Source organism: Serratia nematodiphila DZ0503SBS1, from assembly GCF_000738675.1.
GTDB lineage: Bacteria > Pseudomonadota > Gammaproteobacteria > Enterobacterales > Enterobacteriaceae > Serratia > Serratia nematodiphila.
On sequence record NZ_JPUX01000001.1, the window covers coordinates 567,355 to 590,626 of the forward strand.

Consider the following 23,272-nt stretch of genomic DNA (forward strand, 5'->3'; position numbering starts at 1 on the left):
ATTTCAAACAGCATAAAGCAGAACCTGAGGGTTATGGTAGCGTTAGCGTGCCTTGTACGCATGCTGAAACCGTTATCAGGTAAATAATCGCAAAGATCATTTGCCGTTACTGACGGCTATGCATTCAACAAAGCAGACAATACCCGGGCATTCTAGTTCTGCGGCGATATCTTCCAGTAGCTGTACCGGATATACGCAAGCACTGTTGCAGGATATAGCACGTTGCATCGTTGACTGAACATGAGGGATGAATGTGACACAGCAGACAGTACAGACGACTTCATCTTCCCCCAAAACATAATTAGCTTGCTTTTTGCTCTTGCAGGCGGATAATTCGCCAAAATTACATACCCTTACACTTTATGAAATGGATTTTCATGAAAAGGACCTTTCTTTCGCACGGATCCACATCGAAGGCGTTGAGCCACGTTCTCGCGGGTGTTCTTTTCACTGGCACTTTCCCGGGCATGGCCGCCACACCCTCTGATACCCCTGAGCGGGCCGCTTCCGCCATTGATGCCCGCGAGCAGCAGCGCCAGCAGGCGCGCGAGCGCGCCCTGCTTGAACAGAACACCCCACAGGCCGATGCGCGCCTTTCCCGTCCCGAGGCCGTGTTACCGGATTATCCGGTCAATGAGTCCCCCTGCTTCACCATCAACCGGCTTGCCCTGGTCGGGGACGCGGCCGACCGCTTTCAGTGGGCGCTGGACGCCGCAGCAGATGCCAAAGGCCGCTGTCTGGGTAGCCAGGGCATTGTGCTTGCCATTAATAAAGTACAGAACGCCATCCTGGCCAAAGGCTATGTCACCACGCGGGTGATGGCACAGGAGCAGGACCTGACCAGCGGCGTGTTGACGCTCACGCTACAACCGGGGCGTATTGGTGACATTCGCTTTGAGGAGCCGGTCTCCTGGCGTGGACGGCTGTGGAACGCTATTCCGGCCTCGCGCGGCGATATCCTCAACCTGCGTGATATCGAACAGGGGCTGGAGAACTTCAGACGAGTGCCCAGCGCCAATGCCGACATAAAAATCGTGCCTGGCGCCCAGGAGGCCACCAGTGACCTGCAGGTCAACTGGCACGAGGGGCGGCCGATACGGCTCAGTCTGGGGCTTGACGACAGCGGTTCCAAAAGCACCGGGCGCTATCTCGGTTCGGCTACCCTGGCACTTGATGCGCCGTTTGCGCAAAATGACCTTTTCTACGCCAACATCGGCAAGGATGTGTTTCAGCACGGGCCGTTTGGCAACCGTTCACATACGCTGAATTACTTCTTCCCGGTGGGATATTGGGCCTTCTCGGCCAATTACAACGACTACACCTACCATCAGAACATCCCTAACGCCAACGAGGTGCTGCGCTATAGCGGCAAGAGCGACAACATTCAGTTGACCGTCTCCCGATTGCTCTACCGCGACCAGTCGCACAAGACCACGCTCAACCTGCGCGGCTACCGCAAACATTCCACTAACGCCGTGGACGACGTTGATATTGCGTCGCAAAAACGTCGGACCGCCGGCTGGGAGCTGGGGCTGAATCAGCGCAGCTATTTCGGCACCACTACGCTGGACGCCAATATCAACTGGCGCCGCGGCACCGGCGCATTCAATGCCCTGCCTGCGCCGGAAGAATCGCGTCACGAAGGCAGTGCGCGTACCGGCATTTTGCTCGGCGACCTGGGTATCAACCGGCCTTTCTCCTGGGGTGAGCAGCCCTGGCGGGTTTATACCAGCGTGCGGGGCCAGTGGAGCCCGAATGCGTTGACGCCGCAGGAGCGGATGGCCATTGGCGGGCGTTACACGGTGCGCGGCTTTGACGGCGAGCAGATGCTGTCCGGCGAAAAAGGGCTGCTGTGGCGCAACGAAATCGCCTGGAATGTGTTTTCTCGCGGGCACGAACTGTACCTGGCTGCCGACTACGGCCGGGTTGACGGCCCGGGCACCCGCTACCTGGTGGGTCATCAGTTGGCGGGCAGTGCGCTTGGTGTGCGCGGCGCGCTGTGGGGGCGATTCAGCTATGATCTGTTTGCTGGCGTGCCGCTGTACAAGCCAGCAGGGTTCCATACCTCCGGTGCGACCGCGGGTTTTAGCGTAAATCTGGAAATCTGAACATCGCGATACCGGCAGCATTGCTGACACCGATCTAAACGGACTGACTTTTCTCACGGATGTGACCCATGAACAAACATTGCTATCGCCTTATCTTCAGCCGCACCCACGGGGAGCTGCGGGTGGTGTCCGAACTGGCTCGCAGCTGCAGCAGCGAACCGGGGCAGCGCATCGGTTCAGGAATAACGGCTGGGAGTCGTCTGTGGGTCACCGTGCGTCGGTCAGTGTGGCTGCTGGGGCTGCTCATGTTCGCCGGCCCCGTCATGGCAGACGGCATTGTCGCGGACGGCGGTGCCAATCCTTCCCAGCGGCCGGAGGTCATCAATACCCAGAACGGCTTGCCGCAGGTCAACATCACCGCCCCCAACCAGGCTGGGGTCTCACATAACCAGTATCAGCAGTTCGATGTCGACGCCAAAGGCGCCATCCTCAACAACTCGGCGGTGATGACCTCGACCCAGATGGCCGGGATGATCCAGGGTAACCCTAACCTCAATCCCAATTCCGCGCCGGCGCGCGTCATCCTCAACGAAGTCAACAGCAACAATCCCAGCCAGCTGCGCGGTTTTATGGAAGTGGCCGGCGGCAAGGCGCAGGTGATTGTGGCCAACCCCGCCGGCATTGTCTGCAACGGCTGCGGCACCATCAACGCCGGGCGCATGACCCTGACCACCGGCAAGCCGCAACTGAACGCCGACGGCAGCCTGGCGGGCTACCAGGTTGAGCGCGGCGTGGTGCGCATCGAGGGTGGCGGACTCAACGGCGATGCCCGTCATGATACCGAGTACGTCGACATTCTGGCGCGCGCGGTGGAAGTCAACGCCGGCGTCTGGGCTAAAGAAGGCGTGTCGGTGGTGGCCGGTCGTAATCGCGTGAGCGCGGACGGCAAAACCGCAACAAAGCTTTCGGACGACGGCAGTACCAGACCAGAGCTTGCCATCGATATGGGGCAGATGGGCGGCATGTACAGCGGCAGTATCCGCATGATTGGCACCGAGGCCGGCGTCGGCGTACGTAATCAGGGCGGACAGGTCCGGGCGGGCAAAACGCTCACCGTGAGCAGCGAAGGCAAGCTCAGTTGGCGGTCTGATACGCCGGATGCGGCCACGCAGGCCGGCGGCGATATCCAACTGGCGGCAAAAGGTGACATTGAGACGCACGGGAAAGTGTATAGCGGTGGCCAACTGGCCGTGCAGAGTCGCGAGGGGATGTTAACGCAGTCCGGAACGCTGGCGGCGGCCGGGGATGTGCACCTGAACGCCGCGCGTGGCATCCAGAGCAGCGGCCACCTGCTGGCGGGCAGTAATGCCGACAGCACGCTGGTCCAGGATGCCAACCTGCAGCTCGAAAGCACGGGCGATGTACTCGGTGATCGAGCAGTCCCGATCAGGAAGAGCGGGCGCGGTGATCGGCACAGTGGGCAGGACCAACAGGTCGTATCGGGACAGCGCGCGATCATAGGCTGCGACAGCCCGGCGCGCGATGTTCTGGGCCTTGGCGTAGTAACGGCCGTTGTAGCGCTCCAGGCCGAACTGACCGACCATCATGCATAGCTTGAGCGAAGGCGACAGGGCATCTGTCTGCTCACGCCAATGGGCATGCTTGTCCAACAAGCCGACGTCGTAGAGCCCTTTCCAGTTGAAGCCCGCGCCGTTGGCGTGCATCATCTGCGCGGTTAACCCTTCGCAGCCGATAGGGCTCCAGAGGGCACCGGCCAGCTTATGCTCCGGCACCGACACTTCGCCGACCACGGCCCCCAGTTTTTCCAGCCGCGCAATAGCGGCACGCACCTTGCTGGCCACCTTTGGATCGAGGTTAGGCAACTGGAAGCCTTCGCTGAGAATGCCGATCTTCAGGCCCTCGACACCTCGGTTCAAGGCCTCGGTATAGGCCTCGACCTTCGGTGCATACTGGCGCGGATCCAGCCCGTCTGCCCCTGCAATGACTTCGAGCATCAGGGCGTTGTCGCGCACGTTGGCAGTAATGGGCCCCGCATGGTCGATGGTCGCCTCGATCTGCATGATGCCTGTATAGGGCACTAGGCCAAGGGTCGGCTTCATGCCGTAAGCTCCGCAGAGCGCCGACGGGATGCGGATGGACCCTCCCTGGTCGGCGCCGATCGCCATGTCGACTTCACCAGCAGCCACCAGTGCGCCACTGCCGGAGGAGGAGCCGCCGGCAGCGTGGCCATGCCGGCGCGGGTTGTGTACCGGGGCGGGATCGGAGGTGTGGCTGCCGCCGGACAGGCAGAAATGCTCGCAGGTAGCCTTGCCGAGGATAGTGGCGCCAGCATCAAGCAGACGGGTGGTCACAGTGGCGTCGAAGGACGGGATGAAACCTTCCAAAGTTGAGGAGCCGTTCATCATCGGCACGCCGGCCAGCGCCACGTTGTCCTTGAGTACGACCGTTCGACCAGCCAGCGGCCCTTCTGCAGCACCGCGCACTTCCGTTTTGCAGGCCCAGGCGTTGTAGGGGTTCTGGTCGCCTGCAGGCCGGTGGCCGGAGGCACGAGGGTAGCGTACTTCCGGAATGTCGTCGGGCAGTTCATCGATCAGGTCATAGGCGTCGAAATTGGCCTGCATCACGGCCAGGTACTCGGCAGACTGCTCAGGCGTCAGCGGCATGTGCAATCGGTTGGCGAGCTGCTGGAGTTCTTCGGTAGTCGGGCGTTCGATAGCCATAAAAATTTCCTGTTTATCGTTTCCTGTTTCCCACTGGGCCGGCAAAAGCCCAATCAGAGGTCGGGCGCTGCCTCCGCCATGCTGGCAGAGACGAACACTCATTTGATCGGTGGACGGTTTGGTCCCGTTTCGGGATCAATCCTCAAGGGGCGCGAACTCTCGGTCTTGAGTCTCGGCTACCGTGGAGACGGGGCCTCTGGTTTGTTTGGCCAGGAAATCCCGACGCTCTTCATCCCCTTGGCCACATCCATCTCGGGATGGGCGAGGACGACGTCGCGATAGGAAGGGCTGCCGATGATGGCTGGCTTGAATTTGACAAGGAAGTCGTTGACTTCTTTTCGCAGTTCCTGCGGCAGTGCATAGTCGTCGTAGCATTCTTCCAGGCAATCCAGCACGGCCTGCCAGTGCACTTCAGTGAGCCCCATGCCGCGGTGCGCGGTCACCATGTCGCGACCGCGATACACGGTGTTGCCGCCCCAATGCTTGCACAGGAAGTCGACGAAGTTGATGTGCTCCTTCTGAAAGGTCTATTCGGACATATGCGCCCAGATATGTCCGATGGCCGGGTGCGCCATGGTCTTTCTCAGAACGGCACCGGCGAACTGGTGGATGACGTCATAGCCACCCAGTCGCGTATAGAGTGAGAGTTGTTGTTCGTTGGGCGGTTGCTGGTCAGTCATGGTCAGGCTTCTCCGCATCGATATGGGGGATCGCACGCTCCTGGCTCTAGGCGAGGAACTGCTGTGCGGCTCAACGCAGGCCCCCTTTGACAGGACTGAGAGCAAAACCTGTACTGCAGGAGCCCGGCTGTAGCAGCTTCCATATTCGTCCAGGCTGTCCACCGCTGCATGGTTCTGCGGGACAACCGTTTGGTAAAACGGGACAGATTGCCAATTGCCATTGCCAAGTGCGGCAGTGCTTAATGTGGGCCAACTGGGCGTGGAGATAAATGGAAATACCGCGCGTCTCAGAGCGACATTACGATTCCAGGTATGAGCGTTTTCAGACCTGGGCTCTGGGGAGCGGCCATGGATTTCATGAATAGAGCGGGCATCCAGCTTGCGTACCTGGTTCGACTATTCGACCGACAGAGCCTGATCGACGTTACGTGCTCGCGCGATCAGGCGTTCGACATGAGGTGAGGAAGGCGCATTATGCGAACGTAGCAGATAGGTGCATAGACTGTCCGGAACGTCGGCCAACGGGCGCATAACAACGCCGAGCTTGCGTGCCGCATTGATGCGGGACTTTGCCGCGAAGCCGATTCCATACCCTGCGGCTACCAGAACGGCCATCAGTTCGAACGATTTCGCATGGTCAACCACGTTGAGTTTCGACGTTGCCGAGTTCAACAATTCCATAACCTGATGGCTTAGCGGCTCACAGTGATCCGCTGACCAAAGCACCAGAGGGTACTGCACGGCCTTCTCCAGCGTGATTTCTGCAAACTCCAGTAGCGGCGAGAGCGCTGGAACCGCCACAGCAATCTCATCATGCCACAGCAGCTCGTTTTGCAGCCCGGCCTCAGCGGGCGGTGCGACAGCAAATCCAAGATCGTAACGGCCATCCTTCACCCCGCTGACCTGCTCGGAAAACAAGGTCTCGGTAAGACATATCGCCGTGCCGGGCTCCTCTGCGCGCTGCTTCGCCAGGAGGTGGGTCAATGTTGCGGTGAAGGCTCCAAAGGAGACGGCGATCCGTATCGATTCAGGGGGTTGCTGGCATTGCATGGCTGGCTCTTCTGTAAAGAAGGATGCGGCAGACAATGCCAGATAATAGCAGTCCGCGTTTAATTAAACGTGGTTTAATTTATGCTCTTATTTCACGCTTTTGTAGATGCAAAAGCGTGAAATAAGGCGAGGCCGGCCTACAGGCAGCACAAGTTTTGAGGCGGAGCCGGCCAGGGCGTTTGGGATGGCGGTAAAGGCGCTGAGGACGGAGCGCGGAACGGCCCAGGAGGCACTGGGAAACATGGCCGGAATCGAACGGGCGCACATGGGCAGGATCGAGCGGGGTGAGCACATGCCCACCCTGGCGCTGATCCTGCGCATTGCAGAAGCGCTGGAATGCAGCGCGGCTCTGCTTATCGAAGAGACAGAGAAGTGCCTGAAGCTCGTTCGCGCAGGCGTCATGGCGAATGAAGAACAGGCCGATCGCGTTTGATGCTCGCCATCAGATTACATCGGCGGCATCTACTCGACATTCTTCCAGGCGGATGCGGGAACTTTGTCCCACAGTTGACCATGGGTGATTTCTGCGCGGCGATGGTCGTATGCCCGGTCTTCCATGTGGCTATAGATCTGTTCGCGTTCTGTAGCCTGGTCGCCCTGTCCTGGTGGATACCACCTGGCTAGAGTGACATTATGAGCAGCGGCCGGATGCGCAATATGGAGTATGAATCGCTGTTTCCCGCCTTTTGAACCTCTTTTTCCCCTCGCGGGAGACCACCGCCACTCAGGGTCCCTATGGCAGCCTCTCACTGGCAAGTGGAGGTTTGACCAATCCGAACAGGCTGAAAAGCTGTACTTTAGGGAACGAACGCCCTTTGACCGCACGTATGATGAAAACAAGCAAGCCAGGCTTTTGAGCCTGGCTTGCCTGGGACGTCTTTGCGTAGTAGCTACAACTTTGTTGGGGAGACGGGTAACGTTTGTTCGTCATTCAGGACTGAAAAATTATGCAGTTGAGCATTCCCGTTTCCATTGTCATGAGCGACTGTAACGTACTGTCAAGAGACTTTGATGCTCGCCGTTCGTTTTCTGACAGGCATCAGGCAAGATTTACCGTTCGGTGGTCGCGCTGACCAGTTGGCGATCGTATTCGTGCGTCGTAGCCCCTTCGAGCATCACCCATGCCGCATCCTCGTAGGAAACAAACGGGCCAGCATCGCGGTTGATCCGTACCGAGGCGCGAACGTCCTGGCTTCGATGGCCGACACTCGTCATGCGGCCTGCACAGAAGATCACGTAGTTGATGCCGGACTGCTGAATTGCATCGATACATGCACCGTGCGCGCGGTATGCGCTCTCAACCCAATTCCCCAGGTGCAGGAGCCGTTTGTAGTTGGGGGTGACACCGTCTTCATCCAGCACGTTCGTTGTGCCTGCGGGCCAGCACAGTTTACTGACTCCGTTTTGCTTGACCGCCGCGGCAAGCGTTTGTGCCAAGTGGGGGTCGGCACCACGTCCGGACAGGACAATGTCCACCCCGGATGACGCCTCGGTTACCACTTGTGGGTTAGTGCCATCGCCAACTACGACCCGGTCCAGCTTAGCGAGAAGTTCACTCCCCAATGCAGCTTCAAGTTTCGTCTTGTTTCTCACAAGAACGGAGACTCGAAGACCTCGCTCGACCGCTTCGCGGACCATACTTGTTCCCAGGCCTCCCACGCCAATAATTAGTACGCTTTGTGATTGCATTCACCTTTCCTCCTCAGTGATCCATCAGCCCTGCAAGGCAGGCATTACCACTTCCTGAACGATTTGGCCGCCTTCTGGCGTCGCCCAGTTTCCGGTCAGTTCGGCGATCACCTGATTGGTACTTGTCAACGTTACGCCGTTCTTCTCCATACGGCTCAGGGCTATTTCGTCTGCGAACTTGGTCGGGGAGGCTCCTGCATCGGCCACAACCTGAACCTCGTAACCCTCACTCACCAGACTGAGCGCCGGATAGACAGTGCATACATCATTGGTCACGCCGGCGATGATGATCTTCCTGCGACCGCTTGCCTTCACCGCTGCCGCGAAATTCTCGTCATCCATCGCGTTGACGATGCCCAGCCGCTTGACACGGGCGGCGAACTCATCCGGCAGGATAGTTTCCAGTTCAGAGAGCAGCGGCCCTTGCGCATATTCCTCCATGCTGGAAGTCAGGACTGTCGGAATTTTGAGTATCCTGGCGGTCTTAGCCAACATTAGTGCATTGCGTTTGAGTTCCTCGAAGGGCATAGATTTAGCCCAACCCATCGTGCCGGTTTGATGATCGATCAGCAGCAGGACAGTGTTTTCACTGGTAAAACGGTCATAAGCCATGATGAAACTCCTTTGAGTTCAGGTTTGTGTGTCGCGAGATCCGCGTGATATGTTGAATGATTGTGTCGCCACAAAGACCCCTCGTTAAGATTGCGGAGCTGGCGATCAGCTCCACAATTTTCGTGACTAACGCTTCCGTGCGTCATATCTTGTTCTCTTCCAAAACGTGGTTACAAGCTGCGTTAGGGGTGGTCCGTTTACTTTAAATCAGCCAGCTTATCTGGACTGTTCCAGTAAAGGATAGTCGATGTAGCCACGGCCTTCACCCTGGTAGAAGGTCGCTTTGTCTGCCTCGTTCAGCGGTGCGCCCTGTTTGAACCGCTCAACCAGGTCAGGATTCGCAAGGAATGCCGTACCAAACGACACCAGGTCGGCGTCGCCCGAACGGATGGCCTGCGCCGCGCGTTCGGCGTCGTAGCCGCCGTTGGCGATGTAGATTCCGCCGAAACGGCGTTTGAGCTCGACGAAGTCGAATTCGCCCGCGCCGTACTGCAACACATGCAGGTAGGCCAGCCCGTACTGCGAGAGCAGTTCAGCGGCGTATCCGAACGTCTCGCGCGGGTTGCTGTCGCTCATGGAGAAGCCGTCGAAGATGGGCGAGAGGCGGATGCCGGTACGATCGGCGCCGAAAACCGGGATGACCGCTTCGACCACTTCTTTGAGGAAGCGGGCGCGGTTCTCCACCGAACCACCATAGGCATCGGTACGGGTATTAGTGCCGTCGCGCAGGAACTGGTCGATCAGGTAGCCGTTGGCCGCGTGAATTTCCACGCCGTCGAATCCGGCCAGCCTGGCGTTTTCGGCGGCCTTGCGGAAGTCGGCGACGATGCCGGGGATCTCCAGAATGTCCAGCGCGCGCGGGGTTTCCAGCGTCTTGAGGCCCTCGGGGGTGAAGATTTCGCCCTCGGCCTTGATCGCCGACGGCGCTATGGGCAGGACGCCGCTGGGCTGCACGGCGCGATGCGACAGTCGGCCAGTGTGCCAGATTTGCAGAAAGATCAGGCCGCCTTCGGCATGGACGGCATCGGTGACCAGCTTCCAGCCGGCGATCTGCGCGTCGGTGAAGATCCCGGGCGTGCGCGGATAGCCCTTGGCCTGGGCCGAGACTTGAGAGGACTCGGTGATGATGAGGCCGGCGCTGGCCCGCTGACGGTAATACTCGGCGATCAGCGCGGTTGCCGTGTCTCCCGCGCCGGCGCGGCTGCGCGTCAACGGTGACATGACCATATGGTTCCGGAGCGTGAGTGCGCCTACTTTGGCGGGAGAAAACAGCGGTTCGAGAGTGTTACTCATGATGGTTTACCTTCTTTCAAAAGAGATCGGTCGATCCTGGGTTTAACAACGCGGTTGCCCGCAATTTCCTGCCTTGCCTGATCAGCCACGGTGCCGGCGAACAAGCATTCGGGATTTTTAGCGCTGGAAGATTTCTTCCATGACATCCAGAACCTGGCTGCCCTCTGGCATTCGCCAGTTGCCAACCAACTGCGCGATTGCGCTTCTCGTGCTGGAGACGGTGACGCCGGCCTGTGCCATGTGATTAAGGGATGCGAAGCTGTCGGCTTGATTTCTCCAGCCGCCTGCATCGACGATGACATGGACGCGATAACCGAGTTGTACCAGGCTTTGGGCAGTGAACTCGATGCTCATGTCGAGTGCCGCTCCCGCGATGACGATGTTCTTCCGGCCGATTGCCTGCACAGCCTCGGCAAAGGCCAGGTCATCCATCGCATTCAATGTTTTGGTCATGCCTGCACGCCTGACCCGAGCGGCAAACGCCTCCGGCAGCAGCGACTCCAGCTCGCTCAACAAAGGTCCTGGCGCATCGCCCTCCATGCTGCTGCTCAACACGACTGGCAGCTTCGCGATTTGAGCGGTCTTTGCCAGCAACAGCACATTGCGCTTCATGTCCTCATAGGCAATGGATCGCACCCAGTTCATCGTGCCGACCTGGTGGTCGATGAGCAGCAAGGCGGTGTTGCCGGCGCTGATGCGTTCACTGCTCATGATGACCGTCCGTGATCCTGAGTGCCGACGGGCCGGCCACCGAAGAACACCACTTTGGCACTGCCTTCGACCGCTTCGAGAGTGATACGACGCTGTTTTTCCTGCTGCGAAAAAATGGGCAGTTTGAAATCGTCACGTGCGAAGCGACGGCCATCTACCAGCAGCGTTCCGAAGATCGGGATGACGAAAGCACAGTGATGGGAAAAAATCGGCAAGACCAGCTTGGCACCATCATCCAGCGATATGTCCAGGACATCGACGGGCGTTGGCGGCATCAGCGGGGAGCGGGCTTGCCCAAAGACTCCAAGTGGCACGCGCACTTTGACGCCGGGCATCTGCACAACGGGCACGTTATGCGGCTCCAGGCTCAAGGCATCTGGGGCCATATCCTTTTGATGCGCAGCGAGTTCAATGAAGATTTGCAACGAATGCACGGTCCTGCCGGTTTCCGCCGGTATCTCCTCATGCATGATCCCACTCCCTGCCGTCGTCCAGTGTAAACCGCCGGGCAGGATCAGATTGCGATTGCCCAGCGAATCGCGATTGTTGATACCGGTTTCCGAATCGAGGAACACATAAGACACGGCGGAAAAGCCATAGTGGCCATGCGGCGGAAAGGTGGGTGCGCTCATCCAGACATGGTCAACTCCCAGGAATGGATCGAGTGGCGTGCCGGTGTTGCGCAGGCTGCATGCCCTGAAATGGCTGCCGCGATTGGCAGGCAGTAGCGAAGTGATAACGGGTGATGTGACAGAAGCGCCTGCCTCATCGCGAGCGCTATGGGACGGGCAAACGCGATCAGGACGCGGAGCGTCGGCTTGATGCCCCGCTGGTTGCTTGCGTCGTTGCACGATGATGTCCTCGAAGTTGCCTCGTTGCAGGAATCATCTCTCTAATCAATTTTGAAATAAATATGGTATTGTGTAGAGGACTGCTACACAGGTGAAACAATGGAACCAGAACTCAATGACATCCGGCTGTTTGTGGAGGTCGCCAGGGCCAGGAGCTTCCGGCAGGCAGCCGATGCGATCGGGATACCGAACCCTACGCTGTCACGCCGTGTCAGCGCTCTGGAGAAGGCCATCGGCCTGCGTCTGCTGCATCGCACGACACGAAAGGTGGAACTGACCGAGGCTGGTCAAATTTATTTCGAGCGTTGCAGGCGCATCGTGGACGAGGCCCGTCTGGCACACGAACAACTGGGTGAAATGCTCGCCCAACCCAGTGGCTTGTTGCGGGCGTCTTTTCCCGTTGACTTCGCCGTGACCTACCTGACGCCGCTGGTAGTCGAATTCGCCAGTCGCTATCCAGGAATCACCTTCGATTTCGATCTCACGCCCAGGAGAGTTGATCTGGTGAGCGAACCGTTTGACGTGGCGATACGCACGGGTAAACCAGAGAATTCGCAACTGATCGCGCGTCTGCTGGCTGAGCTGCCTGCTTATCTCTATGCCTCGCCCCGATACCTCGAACGTATGGGCGAACCCGGTGAACCTGCTGATCTGGAGCGGCACGAGTGTCTTGGCATCCTGAAAGCAACATCGTGGACACTGCATGACGAGACAACCACAACGACGATTTCGTTTGGTGGAGGCCGGTTTACACTCAACAGCATCGGGATGATTAGACAGTTAGCGGTGCTCGATATGGGCATCATCCTGGTGCCCGGGCAACTGGTAGCCGATGACCTGGCCAGTGGAAGATTGCGACAAGTGTTGCCGCAATGGAGAGGAGATCCCGTGCCTGTCTATGCGATCACTGAAACACGTCTGCTACCGGCGAAGACGCAGCGTTTCATTGAGTTTTTGCGCGAGCGGTTGCGCCGATAGCCTGGCAGATTTTTTATTTAATGAAGATCGCGGCCCCGTAAGATGGTTTGCCGTCACCCCAGGACTAACGGGTTCATGATCAGTTCACGGGAGATTGCCGAGCGCAGGATCATCGTGCCCGTGCGCTGCGCGGACGAAATGGACGGGTAATGGCGCGCCGTACAATTCGCCCCTTTCTTTCAGGGGCGTGAGCGAACGCCACGGACGGCCCCGGGCGGGAAGTACCCCGCAATGCGGAGTGACCCACCCGGCAACCATGCATCACAAACACCTGCCGGACGCGGTCTCGCAACCTATGAGGTTTCGCGTGGCACCTGCTCATCCATCAGCAGCACTGGCTTGATCACCCGACCCTCGCCACTGTCGCGAACGGCGTCGTTGATGCCGGACAGCGGGTAGTACTGCACCAGCCGGTCGAACGGGTACTGGCCCTTGCGGTAGTAGTCGAGCATCAGCGGCACCAGCGTCCGCGCCGAGCCGCCGCCAAGGGCGATGCCTTTGACCGTCTTGCAGCCGCCGATCAGTTCGGGCACGTTGAAGGCGACGTCGCCGGCCGGAGCCACGAGGCCGAGCACGCCGCGCTGTGCCAGGACATCAAAAGCGGCACGGATAATCTCCGGGCGGCCGCTGGTGTCGAAAGCGACGTTCACGCCGGTTGGCGCGATCGCGCGGATCTTCTCCGCCGTGTCGCCACCGCTGCTATCCACGCCATGGGTGGCGCCGAGCTCGGCGGACAGCGCCAAACGTTCCTGCACCCTGTCTATGGCGATGATGGTGGTGGCGCCGGCGATACGTGCCGCCATGATCGCGCTCAGGCCCACCGCTCCGGTGCCGAACACGGCGACGATACTGCCGGGTACCACCGGCAGTTCGTTCCACATGGCCCCTGCACCGGTCATGAAGCCGCAGCCCAGCGGGCCAAGCAGTTGCAGCGGCAGGTCGGTATCGACCTTGATGACGTTGCGCTCGTTGGCCACAGCGTAGTCGGCGAAAGAGGACTGGCCGAAGAAACGGTCGTGCAGCGTGCTGCCGTCGTGGCTTTCGATGGCGTGGCTGCCGTCGGGGCGGCAGCCGCCGAAGCACAGCGGACGGATGGAGATGCAGGAGGACGGCCGGCCCGCCTCGCACTCCTTGCAGGTACCGCAACTGAGGTAGCTCAACACCACATGGTCGCCCGGCTGCACGTAGCGCACGGCCGAGCCGACTGCCTCGACCACCCCGGAGCCTTCGTGGCCGAGCACCGCCGGCAATGGCGTGGGCATCACGCCGTTGCGTACCGCGACATCGGTGTGGCACAGGCCGCTGGCAACCACGCGCACCAGCACCTCGTCGTCGCGGACATCATCCAGGCGTGCCGACTCGATAGCGAAGGCACCCCTGGGCTCGCGCACGACGGCGGCGCGAAACTGAGCAGGAGCTTGGGCAGGCGTGTTCATACGGCCTTCCTGGGCAAAGCGATGTTGATGATCTTGGGTTGGGTGAACTCATCAGGCCGATGGAGCTACGGCTTACCAGCGATATCAGCGGTATTCCTGCGCTGACCGCCCAGTGCAATATGAACGCTTGCCTGATGACGAGGGATTTTTCGTTTGTCGGCTATTACCTGACCCATTCCCTGAGCATAAGAGGCTCATGCCCAACGAGATGAATATAGCGATAAAAGGACGCCCGGCCACATAGGCTGAGCGTCCAGGGATTACGCCGTTTTATTTACCACGGCTCAGACTATCTATATGGTCAGCGTATCATTGCATCATTGCACGTCGGTTATCAAAGTATCGGGCATGATTGTAGGTTCCACGGATACTGTTTTTATCCACATGAGCCAGTTGCATCTCAATCCAGACTGTATTAAAGCCCTGCTCATTCAAATTGATGCTCATGGTGTGCTGAAAGCCATGACCGGTAGCCTTGCTATCGTAGCTGATACGTTTGATCACCATGTTAATACTGGCTTCACTTATTAGTTTGTTGATGTTGCAACTCCCTGGAAATACCTGTAGGTACTGACCGGAGTAGATGTGAAGCTCCTGAAGTATTGCCAGAACTTGATCAGATGTCATCGGCGTTTCTTCATGCTGTTTTCAGGGAGCGACCATGGCGCATTCTTCAGTTCAAATTCTTGCACGGAAAAGTTCTGCCAGCTTAACGGTTGCATTCACGCTGAGTCCCCGCCAGTGCTTAGAAAAGCGGGTATCCTGTTATGGATACCCTTATATCTCTGTGATGAGTATGTGGCGGGATGACGAATGACAGATTAGATATGTTTATGTCGCTGGTTTTCTTTCAGACAGAATGCTGGCCAGGCTGAATCTCGTTCAGATGTTTAACCCCCAGCACCTTCTTCAAGACGTCAAGATACTCACTTTTGTTATCATATAGCCAATGAATAACCTCATTCTTACTGAGAAGTTTTGCAATGTATGATCTCACAACCATCAGGTTGAGATTGTTTTCTGCAAATTCATTCTCGATATCTTGCGTTTCAACTTGAAGCGCGGCCATTTCCTTTTCAAGTCGTGCAAGCGTTTTGATCATATCTTTATCATCAGGAGCATTATCTGGCTTTCTGACCAAATGCTCAGCAGGTAAGACATGTAACATAGATAGAGCGAATTTTTTAGTAAAATTATTCAATGTCACCATTGTTGACACAAAATCCATCTGTTTGTGGAGTTTTATTTTTTTAAGAACATCCAAGACGTTTTGCGATACGTTTTTATCAGCCAGTAACGCGAGTGCTTCCTTCGAAATTCCTTCGGAAATACGGAGTCTGGTGTTAATTATTCCCTGAGATAATCCAAGAACGGCACACAATTTTTCCACCGATACACCAGATTCAACCGCTTTCTGGAGCATCCTTTGCTCCTGAAGTATGGTTAAATGATTTACCCTTTTGTTATATGAATATGTATCTTCAACCGGTGATATGAGGCAATGTGCATGTGTAATTTCCAGATCTTTTAAAGCTTCGATACGTAAATGCCCGTCGAGAATTCTATGTTCCCCATTTTCTGTAATAAAAATTATAACAGGCTCAATTAAACCTATTTCAGCTATTGATGTCAGTATTTGTTTGTACTTATTACTGGCCCTGACATTAACCGGAATAGATCTCGATGGCAACAAGAGCTCGATAGGATACAGGTGAAAATGGTTGTTAAAACATTGTTTAATCATTTCATTGCTCTCTTTTTATCGTGCAGGGGATAATATTTCAGGCATGTCAGTAATGTTGTTTTTATTCAATAATTCACAAAAATGACTATCCTGAGTAAGTTGCCTAAATATTTCTTTTACCAGCATGAGAGTTTCACGGGAGTACCGTGCTTTAGCCTGAATTTCTTTGTGTTCATCTGAGCTTTTTTGATACATTGAAGCGAGTTCTTCTGCAGAGTATTTCTTTTGAATTCGCTTCGTTGAGAATGTTTTATTAGTTGAACCTTTATTTCCATTTTTTCGATTATCAATAATTCGCTTGATAATGTTAATTTGTTTACCTTTGATAGTACCGTTCAGCAATGCCTCTGTCAGGGAGTCCTGAATCGACTCATCGGGCGCCCGGGAAATCTCTACCGCAAGGTACAGGGGAATATTACCGGCCTCAAAGGCAGCCAATAATTTTTTCTCACCTTTCTCAAGAAGGCTACTTACGCCCTGCACCCAACTTACTACGTATCCCAGTCGCTCGCCAATCTCCTTGTCAGTCAATCCCTGCTTCTTTAACTGCCTTACACTGTCCAGAAGCTCGGTTGCCCGTGGTTTCCGTCTGGCAATATTTTCTGTGAGGCTCATCAGGTGGCCTGTTTCTTCACTGACGTCTTTTACGATCGCGGGGATGTATGCTTCCTGATAATGGATGTAAGCTTCAAGCCTCCCCTGGCCACAGATCAAAGCAAATTCATATTCGTTGTGAACAATTCTACGAACGGTGACAGGGCGTTTCAGGCCAATTTGACGAATGTTCTCTTTAATCTCTTTATGTATGAACTTATCTCGTTGACGAGGGTTAATGACCAGTATTTTGTTTGTTTCGATAAGTACAACTTTTTCATCAGACATGTCATGACTCCTTTAATTTTACTCTTCTTATTAGCCGGTAAAAAGGGGCTAGGTTATCAAAACGGTACAGGTCTAGTTGATAAGGATTACTTTCCTCTAATGATATTTTCTCGGAGAGAATATCTATCGCGGGAAATATATAATAGTCAACGGCAGACTGATTTGAACTGTCCATTCTCACGGCAATACTGATATCAGGTGAGAACATTGTCCTGAATTTTATTTTCCACCGTAGTCTTTGGGGGCTGATGCGCTGACAGCGTGCAGACTGTATAGCAAGAGTAAACTCATCATTAATGTGAAGTATTCCTGGTGCTGGTGTATCGCTTACCCACCCCCCTTCATGACTGATGTTATCGATAATTTTTTTTGTTGACCTGTCGTTAAACTCGTTAACCAGTTTTTTGGTTTTTAACCATGTGTAATCAGTCTCTGGAGTGTAGTCGATTAATTGGTATACACGTAAGAGACTCCCAAAACGAGAGCGATAAATACTGCTGGATGGAAGAAGTTCTTCTTCATCAATGATAATGCCTGATAATCTTCCTTTTTTTCTCAACAGAACTCGTAATTTCTCCAGCAATTCATCCTCAGATAGCCGTGCGGCACGCGCTCTGATAATTTCGTTAGCCCGATTAAATTTTTCAACCGAAACAATGGGGGTGTAAGCTCCATCATAGCGTATCCAGTCCTCTTCTGGATTGGTAACATACTGTTGTTTTAGCTTGAAAGATGTTTTGTTATAAACGCTGTTTCCTATATATTTTTCACTGGTCAGGATTTGATGTACTTTTGCTCTGCTCCAGCAACTTCCATTTTCAGCAAGGATCTGCCTGCGATTCAATTCAGAGGCGATGACTAATTCTGGTTTACCTTCGTCATTGAACATATCGAAGATGCGATTAACGATGCTGATCTCTTCCCTAGGACCGGGCGTCAGAATGACCCGATCGGTCTGAATACTTTTGCGTTGCCCGTGTTTCAGTTCTCCCTTAGGATTATGATTTTCATCAATTAAAAGGCGCCTGAGCCCATAACCTGCAAGCCCCCCCTGGTGGTAACCTTTTTTAATAAGGTTTACCTGGCCCAGAAAAACTTTCTCAGACTGGTTTCGACTGAAACTTGCTGCGCCATGTCGTGATAACGCCAGACCCAGAGTGAACATTTCAGGCTGAGCCTCAGAGAAATGCTCTGCACAATAAATAATTTTGACCCCTCTTAATTTAAGAAGGTGGGAATAATGGCCTGCTTCGTCAGTATCCTGGAATCGACCAAAACGACTGACATCGTAAACAAGAATTAATGATATAGAGATACGATGCTCTAAAACATCATCAATTAACGCTTTCAGACCTGGTCTGCCTGAAAGATTCAACCCACTTTTACCAGCATCATTGTATGATTTGATTATCGTAATATTATGTTTTTTTGCATACTCCCTTATGTATCCAGATTGATTATCTAGCGAATATTTTTGGTGGTCAGTTGACATCCTCATGTATTCGGCTGCGTAAATCATATTTTTTGCTTTTATCGACAAGTCATCACCCCAGAAAACATAGCATCCCGTTAATAATTATTTTGGTTTTTCCTTATTTCAATGTTTATTTATCAAATTTGCGCATTTAATGCGCTTTATCAACTTTAGGTTTTATAGCTTTAAACGTTTTGAAACTGATTGAGGGAAATATTGTCAATATAGCTGCTGTTACCGCGAAATTTTAGGCTAGTACATATTTGAAAAGGTGGATGTAATCAGTACGTGAAGCTTTTTATTGCTAAAATATTACTTTCGTAAAGAGTGATAGTGTTGTGCTTCATTGCGGACATGACAATACTGTAGGGAGTGAGTTGGAATGTTATACGGAGTGTAAATTTTTGATCTCTGTAGTGAAATGTTTCCCCCTGGATCGCTTCAGGCTAAAGTCCATGCAGTGCGGTAAATATGCCAGAAGGCGATAGAACAAAAAATTAAAGAATGGCGTTCTCCGTACCTTGAGGTACGGAGAACAACCACTAACTGTTTGTCGATGGACTGGGAAGCTTGTCAATTTAATCAGCGTACGATTGCATCATTTCCCGCCGTCTGTCCAGATATTGTGCGTGGTTGTAGGTTCCGCGAATGCTATTTTTATCCATGTGAGCGAGTTGCATCTCGAACCACGTGTTTTGAATCCCGCATTTTCCTGATTGGTTTTGATGCGGGCTGCTATCGAGACTGGAGTTTTGCGAAGTCAAACGGGCTCACTGTTTTTTCCTCATTTGCATCCAGAAAATCAGCCCACCATTGCAGCATCAGCCTGCGTTCATCCAGAAACTCCGCTTTGTGGATATAAGCTGCACGTACGCCATTTCGCTCCTGATGGCTCATCTGGCGTTCCACTGCGTCCCTGGACCATAATCCTGATTCAATCAACGAACTACAGGCCATTGCCCGGAAGCCGTGACCACAGACATCGACCTTTGTATCGTAGCCCATCAGCCGCAGTGCGTTATTCACCGTGTTCTCACTCATGGGTTTCCATGGATTGTGATCGCCGGTGAAAATCAGTTCATGTTCTCCGCTGATAGTGTGGATCTGTTGCAGTATATTCAGCGCCTGAGTAGAGAGTGGCACAAGATGCTCTGTGCGCATTTTTGAGCCACGATGGGAATACTTGACCCCTTCAATAGGTTTCCGCTCAGGAGGAATGGTCCACATGGCTTTTTCGAAGTCGATCTCGGACCACCTGGCAAAGCGAAGTTCACTGGAACGGATGAAGATGAGCAGGGTGAGTTTAGTTGCCAGTCGGGTGAGAGGTTGTCCTCTGTAGCTATCTAGTCGTTCAAGTAGTTCAGAAATGCGATTCAAGGCGAGGGCAGGGCGATGCCGGCGTTTCACTGTCGTTAAAGCACCTGCCATATCAACGGCAGGGTTGTAGCTGATAATGCCTGACTGGGCAGCATAGCGCATGATTGCCGTAATACGTTGCTGAAGGCGGGCAGCTATCTCGTATATCTCTTTGGCTTCGGCTGCTTTGACAGGAACAAGCAAATCGGGTGTTTTCAGCGTAGTGATATCGCGCGAGCCGATAAAGGGAAACACATGAGTCTCGAGGCTTTTTAGGATCTTCTCGCTATGTGAGACTGACCATTTTTTGTTGCTCTTATGCCACTGTTTGGCGATGCCTTCAAATGTCTGAGCTGTTTCAGGTACAGATTTTTTGATCCGTTTCTGTTCGCACGGGTCAGTTCCTTCAGCTATCTGCTTCCTCGCCGTATCGCGTTTTTCCCTTGCTTCTGATAACGAGACTTCAGGATAGACACCCAGAGCGAGCGTTTTCTCTTTGCCCAGAAACCGGTAGCGGAGCCGCCAGTAGCGCGAGCCGTTAGGGTGAACGAGCAAAAACATGTTGCCGCTGTCGGCAAGTTTATAAGGTTTTTCATCCGGTTTAGCTGCACGGATTTTAGCGTCAGTGAGCGCCATTGGCGGGGGTCTCCTGATAGTAAAAGGGGTATAAATTTTATCGAATCAGACTATACCCTCAGTTGTACCCTCGCAAGGGACTTGATGCGGGTTGAAGTTGATTGAGTTGGGTGGAGTTAGGGGATTGTAGAAGTGTTGATTTTGGCGGGCTTAGAATGCAAAAACGGACCTCCGTGGAGGTCCGTTGATATGAATTTGGTGCCCGGACTCGGAATCGAACCAAGGACACGGGGATTTTCAATCCCCTGCTCTACCGACTGAGCTATCCGGGCAACGGGCAGCATTAAACCGTATTGGCATAAAGCCGTCAACGGCTTTATGCGTGAAAGACGCTAAAATGCGTCCGGTTGCTGGCTTTTCAGGCAAAGGGCGCAAAAAATGCGCCTGTTGTGGCTATCGCCTCGGGGTGGCGGCTTCACCAACTCTGCCGATTCAGCTCAGCGCCCCGTTGCGGCGGCACTGCGCCACCTGCAAGATGTCTTCCGCCAGCCGTTTGGCGACCGATACGTCCTGGAGCTGGCGTTTTACCAGCAGTTTGCTCAGGCAGCCTTCCTGAATCAGCTCCATTTGCTGCGCCACCATGTCGGCGTCGTCGGCGTCCATTTCACGCAGCAATTCGCGGGTCAGCTCCAGCGATGTCAGCTTTTGCTGCTCCGCCAGCTGGTGGATCGGGTGGTCCGTTTCCGGGAAGAAGCTGCAGGCGGCGATAAACAGGCAGCCGGGATAGCGGTCTTGCTGCACGTATTCCGCCAGCACGTCATAGCGCGCCAGCAGCTTTTGCTGCGGGCTCAGATTTTCGTCCAGCAGCAGCTGGCGGCGCCAGGTGTCGATCTGTTGGCCGTGGTAGCGCAGGCAGTCGTACAGCAGCGCTTCGCGATCCGGCCAGAACCGTTTGAGATCGCCGGGTTGAACGTCGAGTTTTTCCGCCAGCATCTCTAATGTGGCGGTCGCCAGGCCCTGTTGTTCCAACAGGCCCAGCGCGGTATCAAGGACGTGTTCACGTTGCACTTGTGCTTCCTCCCATTCGCTTCCGATCTTCAGTGTCATTTATCGCATCACTTTCTGCAAATGCGCGTTGAAGGCTTCCGCCTTCATAAAACCAGTGACCCGCTGCGCCGTCAGTTCCTGGCCCGCCGGATCGAAGAACAGGATCGTCGGCAGCCCCAGCACCTGCAGGTGCTTCAGCAGCGCCGCCTGTTCCGCGCTGTTGGCGGTCACATCCGCCTGCAGCAGCACCGCGTTGCCCAGGCTCGCCTGCACCGCCGCATCGCTGAAGGTGTATTTCTCGAACTCTTTACAGGCTACGCACCAGTCGGCGTACAGATCGAGCATCACCGGCTTGCCGCGCGCCTGTTGCAGCGCCAGATCGAGCTGTGCGACGTTGTTGATGCGGGTAAAGGCCAGGTGCGGCTGAGCGGCCTGCTGCGCCTGGTCTGCGCCGAAAGCCCAGTCCTGCAGCGGCCGCGCGGCGATCACCGCCGCCGCCAGCAGCAGCAGTTGCAAGGCGCGAGCCCAGCCGCGCGCGCTTCTCAGGCTCAGGGCGAAGGCCCAACCGAAGAACACCAGGCCGAGCAGGCTCCACAAACGCATGCCCCACAGATCGCCGATCACTCGCTCCAGCAGGAACACCGGCAGCGCCAGAATGACGAAGCCGAAGGCCTCTTTCACGTACTGCATCCACGGGCCGCTGCGCGGCAGCAGGCGGTTGCCGAACAGGGTGACGATCACCAGCGGAATGCCCATCCCCAGCGCGTACAGGTACAGCGTGCCGCCGCCGGCCCACAGATTGCCGCTCTGGGCGATATACAGCAGGATGGCGCTGAGCGGCGCGGTGGTGCAGGGCGAGCAAATCAGCCCGGCCAGGGCGCCCATCAGGAACACGCCGGTCAGCGAGCCGCCGCGCTGGGTGTTGCTCCAGTTAGCCAGCCGGGTTTGCAGTGCGGAAGGCAGCTGCAGGGAATAGAGGCCGAACATCGACAGCGCCAGGGCGATGAACAGCACCGACAGGCCGATCAAGACATAAGGATGTTGCAGCGCCGCCTGGAACTGCAGGCCGGCGGCGGCCACCACCAACCCGAGCAGGGTATAGGTCAGCGCCATGCCCTGCACGTAAACCACCGCCAGCGCCAGAATGCGGCCGCTGCTTTGTGGCCGGTCACGGCCGAGAATGATGCCGGAGATCAGCGGGTACATCGGCAGCACGCACGGCGTGAAGGCGATGCCGATGCCGATCAGCAGCGCCCACAGCGGCGAAAACGGCAGGCTGGCCGGTGCGGCGGGCGCTTCAGCCGGTGCAGCGGCCGGGAGCGGGGCGGCAGCGCCTGCGCTGACGGCATCCAGCGGGATCACCCGGGTTTCCGGCGGATAGCAGAAGCCGGCCTCGGCGCAGCCCTGATAGGTGACGCTGAGGCTGGCGTTGGCCGCTGCCTGTTGCAGCGGCACCTGCAGATTAAGCTGCTGCTTGAAGATGGCGACTTCGCCGAAGAACTCGTCCTTGTGGCTCAATCCTTCCGGCAGGGTAAAGGCGCCGAGCGTCGCCTGCTGTGGCACCAGTTTGATCTGCTGACGATACAGGTAATAGCCGGGGCGGATCTGCCAGTTCAGCGTTACCTGGTTGCCTTGCTGTTTGAAATCGAAAGCGAAGGCCCGATCGACGGGCACGAACTGGCTGCCGCCCTTCGGCGCGAACAGTGAAGCCTGCGCCGCCTGCGGCAGGAAGAACAGGCTGCCCAGCAGCAAAATCAGTTTAATGAAGCGTTGATCCATGACAGGTAGTCTTTATCTCCGGCCATCACCGGCAATACCAGCAGCTCGGGCGTCTGGTAGGGGTGATGTTGTTTCAGGGTGTCGAGCAGGGCCTGCTGACGGCGGCGATCGCTTTTGAACAGCATCTGCACCTCGTATTCCTGTTCCAGCTTCCCTTCCCAGTAATACAGCGAGGTGGCGCCGGGCAGCAGCGTGGCGCAGGCCGCCAGCTGATCGCCCAAGACCCGCGCCGCCAGTTCCTGGGCGCTGGCTTCATCGGGTGCGGTACAGAGTATGACGACAGCTTCGCAATCAGACATCTTCAGCCCTCTCATCGGTTCGAATG

21 protein-coding genes, 1 tRNA gene and 3 pseudogenes are annotated in these 23,272 nt (G+C 55.5%); 4 read left to right on the forward strand and 21 right to left on the reverse strand.

The window, feature by feature from the left end:
* Positions 1-377 precede the first annotated feature (377 nt).
* Positions 378-2,108 carry a ShlB/FhaC/HecB family hemolysin secretion/activation protein gene (locus tag JL05_RS02535; protein ID WP_050501272.1) on the forward strand — a complete coding sequence of 577 codons (1,731 nt, stop codon included), beginning with the start codon at positions 378-380 and terminating at the stop codon, positions 2,106-2,108.
* Between the two features lie 68 nt (positions 2,109-2,176).
* A pseudogene (locus JL05_RS25695) lies at positions 2,177-3,133 on the forward strand (two-partner secretion domain-containing protein); the annotation flags it as partial.
* 186 nt (positions 3,134-3,319) lie between these two features.
* Here the strand turns inward: JL05_RS25695 and JL05_RS25700 are convergent.
* From JL05_RS25700 to JL05_RS02560, 4 genes are all read right to left on the reverse strand, one after another.
* Positions 3,320-4,789: an amidase gene (locus JL05_RS25700; RefSeq protein ID WP_080353212.1), complete on the reverse strand. Its 1,470-nt coding sequence runs from the start codon at positions 4,787-4,789 to the stop codon at positions 3,320-3,322.
* Positions 4,790-4,965: 176 nt separating this feature from the next.
* Positions 4,966-5,298, reverse strand: coding sequence for a group I truncated hemoglobin (locus JL05_RS25705; RefSeq protein ID WP_261237876.1), 333 nt, complete (start codon positions 5,296-5,298; stop codon positions 4,966-4,968).
* 18 nt (positions 5,299-5,316) lie between these two features.
* Positions 5,317-5,469 (reverse strand): hypothetical protein, encoded by a 153-nt coding sequence (locus JL05_RS25710; protein ID WP_238545832.1) that lies wholly within the window; start codon positions 5,467-5,469, stop codon positions 5,317-5,319.
* 396 nt (positions 5,470-5,865) lie between these two features.
* The gene (locus JL05_RS02560) at positions 5,866-6,519 is read right to left on the reverse strand and encodes a LysR family substrate-binding domain-containing protein (protein ID WP_049278996.1); all 654 of its coding nucleotides are present in this window, start codon (positions 6,517-6,519) and stop codon (positions 5,866-5,868) included.
* A 184-nt stretch (positions 6,520-6,703) separates the two neighbouring features.
* On the opposite strand from JL05_RS02560, the gene JL05_RS02565 reads away from it, so the two are divergent.
* Positions 6,704-6,952 carry a helix-turn-helix domain-containing protein gene (locus tag JL05_RS02565; RefSeq protein ID WP_432762367.1) on the forward strand — a complete coding sequence of 83 codons (249 nt, stop codon included), beginning with the start codon at positions 6,704-6,706 and terminating at the stop codon, positions 6,950-6,952.
* 29 nt (positions 6,953-6,981) lie between these two features.
* On the opposite strand, the gene JL05_RS25875 is transcribed toward JL05_RS02565, so the two are convergent.
* The 6 genes from JL05_RS25875 to JL05_RS02590 all read right to left on the reverse strand — a co-directional run bounded on the left by JL05_RS25875 (position 6,982) and on the right by JL05_RS02590 (position 11,675).
* Positions 6,982-7,077 (reverse strand): Hha/YmoA family nucleoid-associated regulatory protein, encoded by a 96-nt coding sequence (locus JL05_RS25875; protein WP_080353213.1) that lies wholly within the window; start codon positions 7,075-7,077, stop codon positions 6,982-6,984.
* A 492-nt stretch (positions 7,078-7,569) separates the two neighbouring features.
* Positions 7,570-8,208: an NAD(P)-dependent oxidoreductase gene (locus JL05_RS02570; protein ID WP_033631585.1), complete on the reverse strand. Its 639-nt coding sequence runs from the start codon at positions 8,206-8,208 to the stop codon at positions 7,570-7,572.
* Between the two features lie 24 nt (positions 8,209-8,232).
* Complete coding sequence (locus JL05_RS02575) at positions 8,233-8,820, reverse strand: isochorismatase family protein (RefSeq protein ID WP_033631586.1); 588 nt, start codon at positions 8,818-8,820, stop codon at positions 8,233-8,235.
* Positions 8,821-9,036: 216 nt separating this feature from the next.
* Positions 9,037-10,113: an alkene reductase gene (locus JL05_RS02580; protein WP_033631587.1), complete on the reverse strand. Its 1,077-nt coding sequence runs from the start codon at positions 10,111-10,113 to the stop codon at positions 9,037-9,039.
* A 117-nt stretch (positions 10,114-10,230) separates the two neighbouring features.
* Positions 10,231-10,824: an isochorismatase family protein gene (locus JL05_RS02585; RefSeq protein ID WP_033631588.1), complete on the reverse strand. Its 594-nt coding sequence runs from the start codon at positions 10,822-10,824 to the stop codon at positions 10,231-10,233.
* Entirely contained in the window at positions 10,821-11,675 is an 855-nt protein-coding gene (locus tag JL05_RS02590) for a pirin family protein (protein ID WP_238545833.1), read from the reverse strand. The genes JL05_RS02585 and JL05_RS02590 overlap by 4 nt, the downstream gene beginning before the upstream one ends.
* A gap of 99 nt (positions 11,676-11,774) precedes the next feature.
* Between JL05_RS02590 and JL05_RS02595 the strand changes: the two genes are divergently transcribed.
* A complete protein-coding gene (locus tag JL05_RS02595; RefSeq protein WP_033631589.1) occupies positions 11,775-12,653 on the forward strand; it encodes a LysR family transcriptional regulator in 879 nt (292 codons plus the stop codon).
* 293 nt (positions 12,654-12,946) lie between these two features.
* Here JL05_RS02595 and JL05_RS02600 read toward each other — a convergent pair whose 3' ends face one another.
* The 11 genes and pseudogenes from JL05_RS02600 to cutA all read right to left on the reverse strand — a co-directional run bounded on the left by JL05_RS02600 (position 12,947) and on the right by cutA (position 23,246).
* Complete coding sequence (locus JL05_RS02600; RefSeq protein ID WP_033631590.1) at positions 12,947-14,089, reverse strand: NAD(P)-dependent alcohol dehydrogenase; 1,143 nt, start codon at positions 14,087-14,089, stop codon at positions 12,947-12,949.
* A gap of 309 nt (positions 14,090-14,398) precedes the next feature.
* Positions 14,399-14,775 (reverse strand): annotated as a pseudogene (locus tag JL05_RS02605) (tyrosine-type recombinase/integrase); the annotation flags it as partial.
* Between the two features lie 164 nt (positions 14,776-14,939).
* Positions 14,940-15,833, reverse strand: coding sequence for a plasmid partitioning protein RepB C-terminal domain-containing protein (locus tag JL05_RS02610; RefSeq protein WP_033631592.1), 894 nt, complete (start codon positions 15,831-15,833; stop codon positions 14,940-14,942).
* A gap of 15 nt (positions 15,834-15,848) precedes the next feature.
* A complete protein-coding gene (locus JL05_RS02615) occupies positions 15,849-16,715 on the reverse strand; it encodes a ParB/RepB/Spo0J family partition protein (RefSeq protein WP_033631593.1) in 867 nt (288 codons plus the stop codon).
* 1 nt (position 16,716) lies between these two features.
* The gene (locus JL05_RS02620; protein WP_033631594.1) at positions 16,717-18,234 is read right to left on the reverse strand and encodes a recombinase family protein; all 1,518 of its coding nucleotides are present in this window, start codon (positions 18,232-18,234) and stop codon (positions 16,717-16,719) included.
* 533 nt (positions 18,235-18,767) lie between these two features.
* A pseudogene (locus JL05_RS25715) lies at positions 18,768-18,878 on the reverse strand (recombinase); the annotation flags it as partial.
* A 46-nt stretch (positions 18,879-18,924) separates the two neighbouring features.
* Complete coding sequence (locus JL05_RS02625) at positions 18,925-20,181, reverse strand: tyrosine-type recombinase/integrase (protein WP_033631595.1); 1,257 nt, start codon at positions 20,179-20,181, stop codon at positions 18,925-18,927.
* A 196-nt stretch (positions 20,182-20,377) separates the two neighbouring features.
* Positions 20,378-20,453: transfer RNA gene (locus JL05_RS02630), tRNA-Phe, on the reverse strand.
* 160 nt (positions 20,454-20,613) lie between these two features.
* Positions 20,614-21,189, reverse strand: a complete 576-nt coding sequence (gene dicD / locus JL05_RS02635; RefSeq protein ID WP_016929381.1) for a division control transcriptional repressor DicD — start codon at positions 21,187-21,189, stop codon at positions 20,614-20,616.
* A gap of 39 nt (positions 21,190-21,228) precedes the next feature.
* Entirely contained in the window at positions 21,229-22,947 is a 1,719-nt protein-coding gene (locus tag JL05_RS02640) for a protein-disulfide reductase DsbD (RefSeq protein WP_033631596.1), read from the reverse strand.
* Positions 22,923-23,246 carry a divalent cation tolerance protein CutA gene (gene cutA / locus JL05_RS02645; protein WP_033631597.1) on the reverse strand — a complete coding sequence of 108 codons (324 nt, stop codon included), beginning with the start codon at positions 23,244-23,246 and terminating at the stop codon, positions 22,923-22,925. Before cutA ends, JL05_RS02640 begins: the two co-directional genes overlap by 25 nt.
* Between the last annotated feature and the right edge of the window lie 26 nt (positions 23,247-23,272).

What these genes read in the sequence shown, in the direction of transcription:
- cutA (WP_033631597.1), bottom strand. Translation starts at nt 23,246, where the DNA reads ATGTCTGATTGCGAAGCTGTCGTCATACTCTGTACCGCACCCGATGAA.
- JL05_RS02560 (WP_049278996.1), bottom strand. Translation starts at nt 6,519, where the DNA reads ATGCAATGCCAGCAACCCCCTGAATCGATACGGATCGCCGTCTCCTTT.
- JL05_RS02625 (WP_033631595.1), bottom strand. Translation starts at nt 20,181, where the DNA reads ATGGCGCTCACTGACGCTAAAATCCGTGCAGCTAAACCGGATGAAAAA.
- JL05_RS02615 (WP_033631593.1), bottom strand. Translation starts at nt 16,715, where the DNA reads ATGTCTGATGAAAAAGTTGTACTTATCGAAACAAACAAAATACTGGTC.
- JL05_RS02580 (WP_033631587.1), bottom strand. Translation starts at nt 10,113, where the DNA reads ATGAGTAACACTCTCGAACCGCTGTTTTCTCCCGCCAAAGTAGGCGCA.
- JL05_RS02640 (WP_033631596.1), bottom strand. Translation starts at nt 22,947, where the DNA reads ATGGATCAACGCTTCATTAAACTGATTTTGCTGCTGGGCAGCCTGTTC.
- JL05_RS02620 (WP_033631594.1), bottom strand. Translation starts at nt 18,234, where the DNA reads ATGATTTACGCAGCCGAATACATGAGGATGTCAACTGACCACCAAAAA.
- JL05_RS25710 (WP_238545832.1), bottom strand. Translation starts at nt 5,469, where the DNA reads ATGACTGACCAGCAACCGCCCAACGAACAACAACTCTCACTCTATACG.
- JL05_RS02595 (WP_033631589.1), top strand. Translation starts at nt 11,775, where the DNA reads ATGGAACCAGAACTCAATGACATCCGGCTGTTTGTGGAGGTCGCCAGG.
- JL05_RS02535 (WP_050501272.1), top strand. Translation starts at nt 378, where the DNA reads ATGAAAAGGACCTTTCTTTCGCACGGATCCACATCGAAGGCGTTGAGC.
- JL05_RS02570 (WP_033631585.1), bottom strand. Translation starts at nt 8,208, where the DNA reads ATGCAATCACAAAGCGTACTAATTATTGGCGTGGGAGGCCTGGGAACA.
- JL05_RS25875 (WP_080353213.1), bottom strand. Translation starts at nt 7,077, where the DNA reads ATGGAAGACCGGGCATACGACCATCGCCGCGCAGAAATCACCCATGGT.
- JL05_RS02575 (WP_033631586.1), bottom strand. Translation starts at nt 8,820, where the DNA reads ATGGCTTATGACCGTTTTACCAGTGAAAACACTGTCCTGCTGCTGATC.
- JL05_RS02610 (WP_033631592.1), bottom strand. Translation starts at nt 15,833, where the DNA reads ATGATTAAACAATGTTTTAACAACCATTTTCACCTGTATCCTATCGAG.
- JL05_RS02565 (WP_432762367.1), top strand. Translation starts at nt 6,704, where the DNA reads ATGGCGGTAAAGGCGCTGAGGACGGAGCGCGGAACGGCCCAGGAGGCA.
- JL05_RS02600 (WP_033631590.1), bottom strand. Translation starts at nt 14,089, where the DNA reads ATGAACACGCCTGCCCAAGCTCCTGCTCAGTTTCGCGCCGCCGTCGTG.
- JL05_RS02585 (WP_033631588.1), bottom strand. Translation starts at nt 10,824, where the DNA reads ATGAGCAGTGAACGCATCAGCGCCGGCAACACCGCCTTGCTGCTCATC.
- JL05_RS25700 (WP_080353212.1), bottom strand. Translation starts at nt 4,789, where the DNA reads ATGGCTATCGAACGCCCGACTACCGAAGAACTCCAGCAGCTCGCCAAC.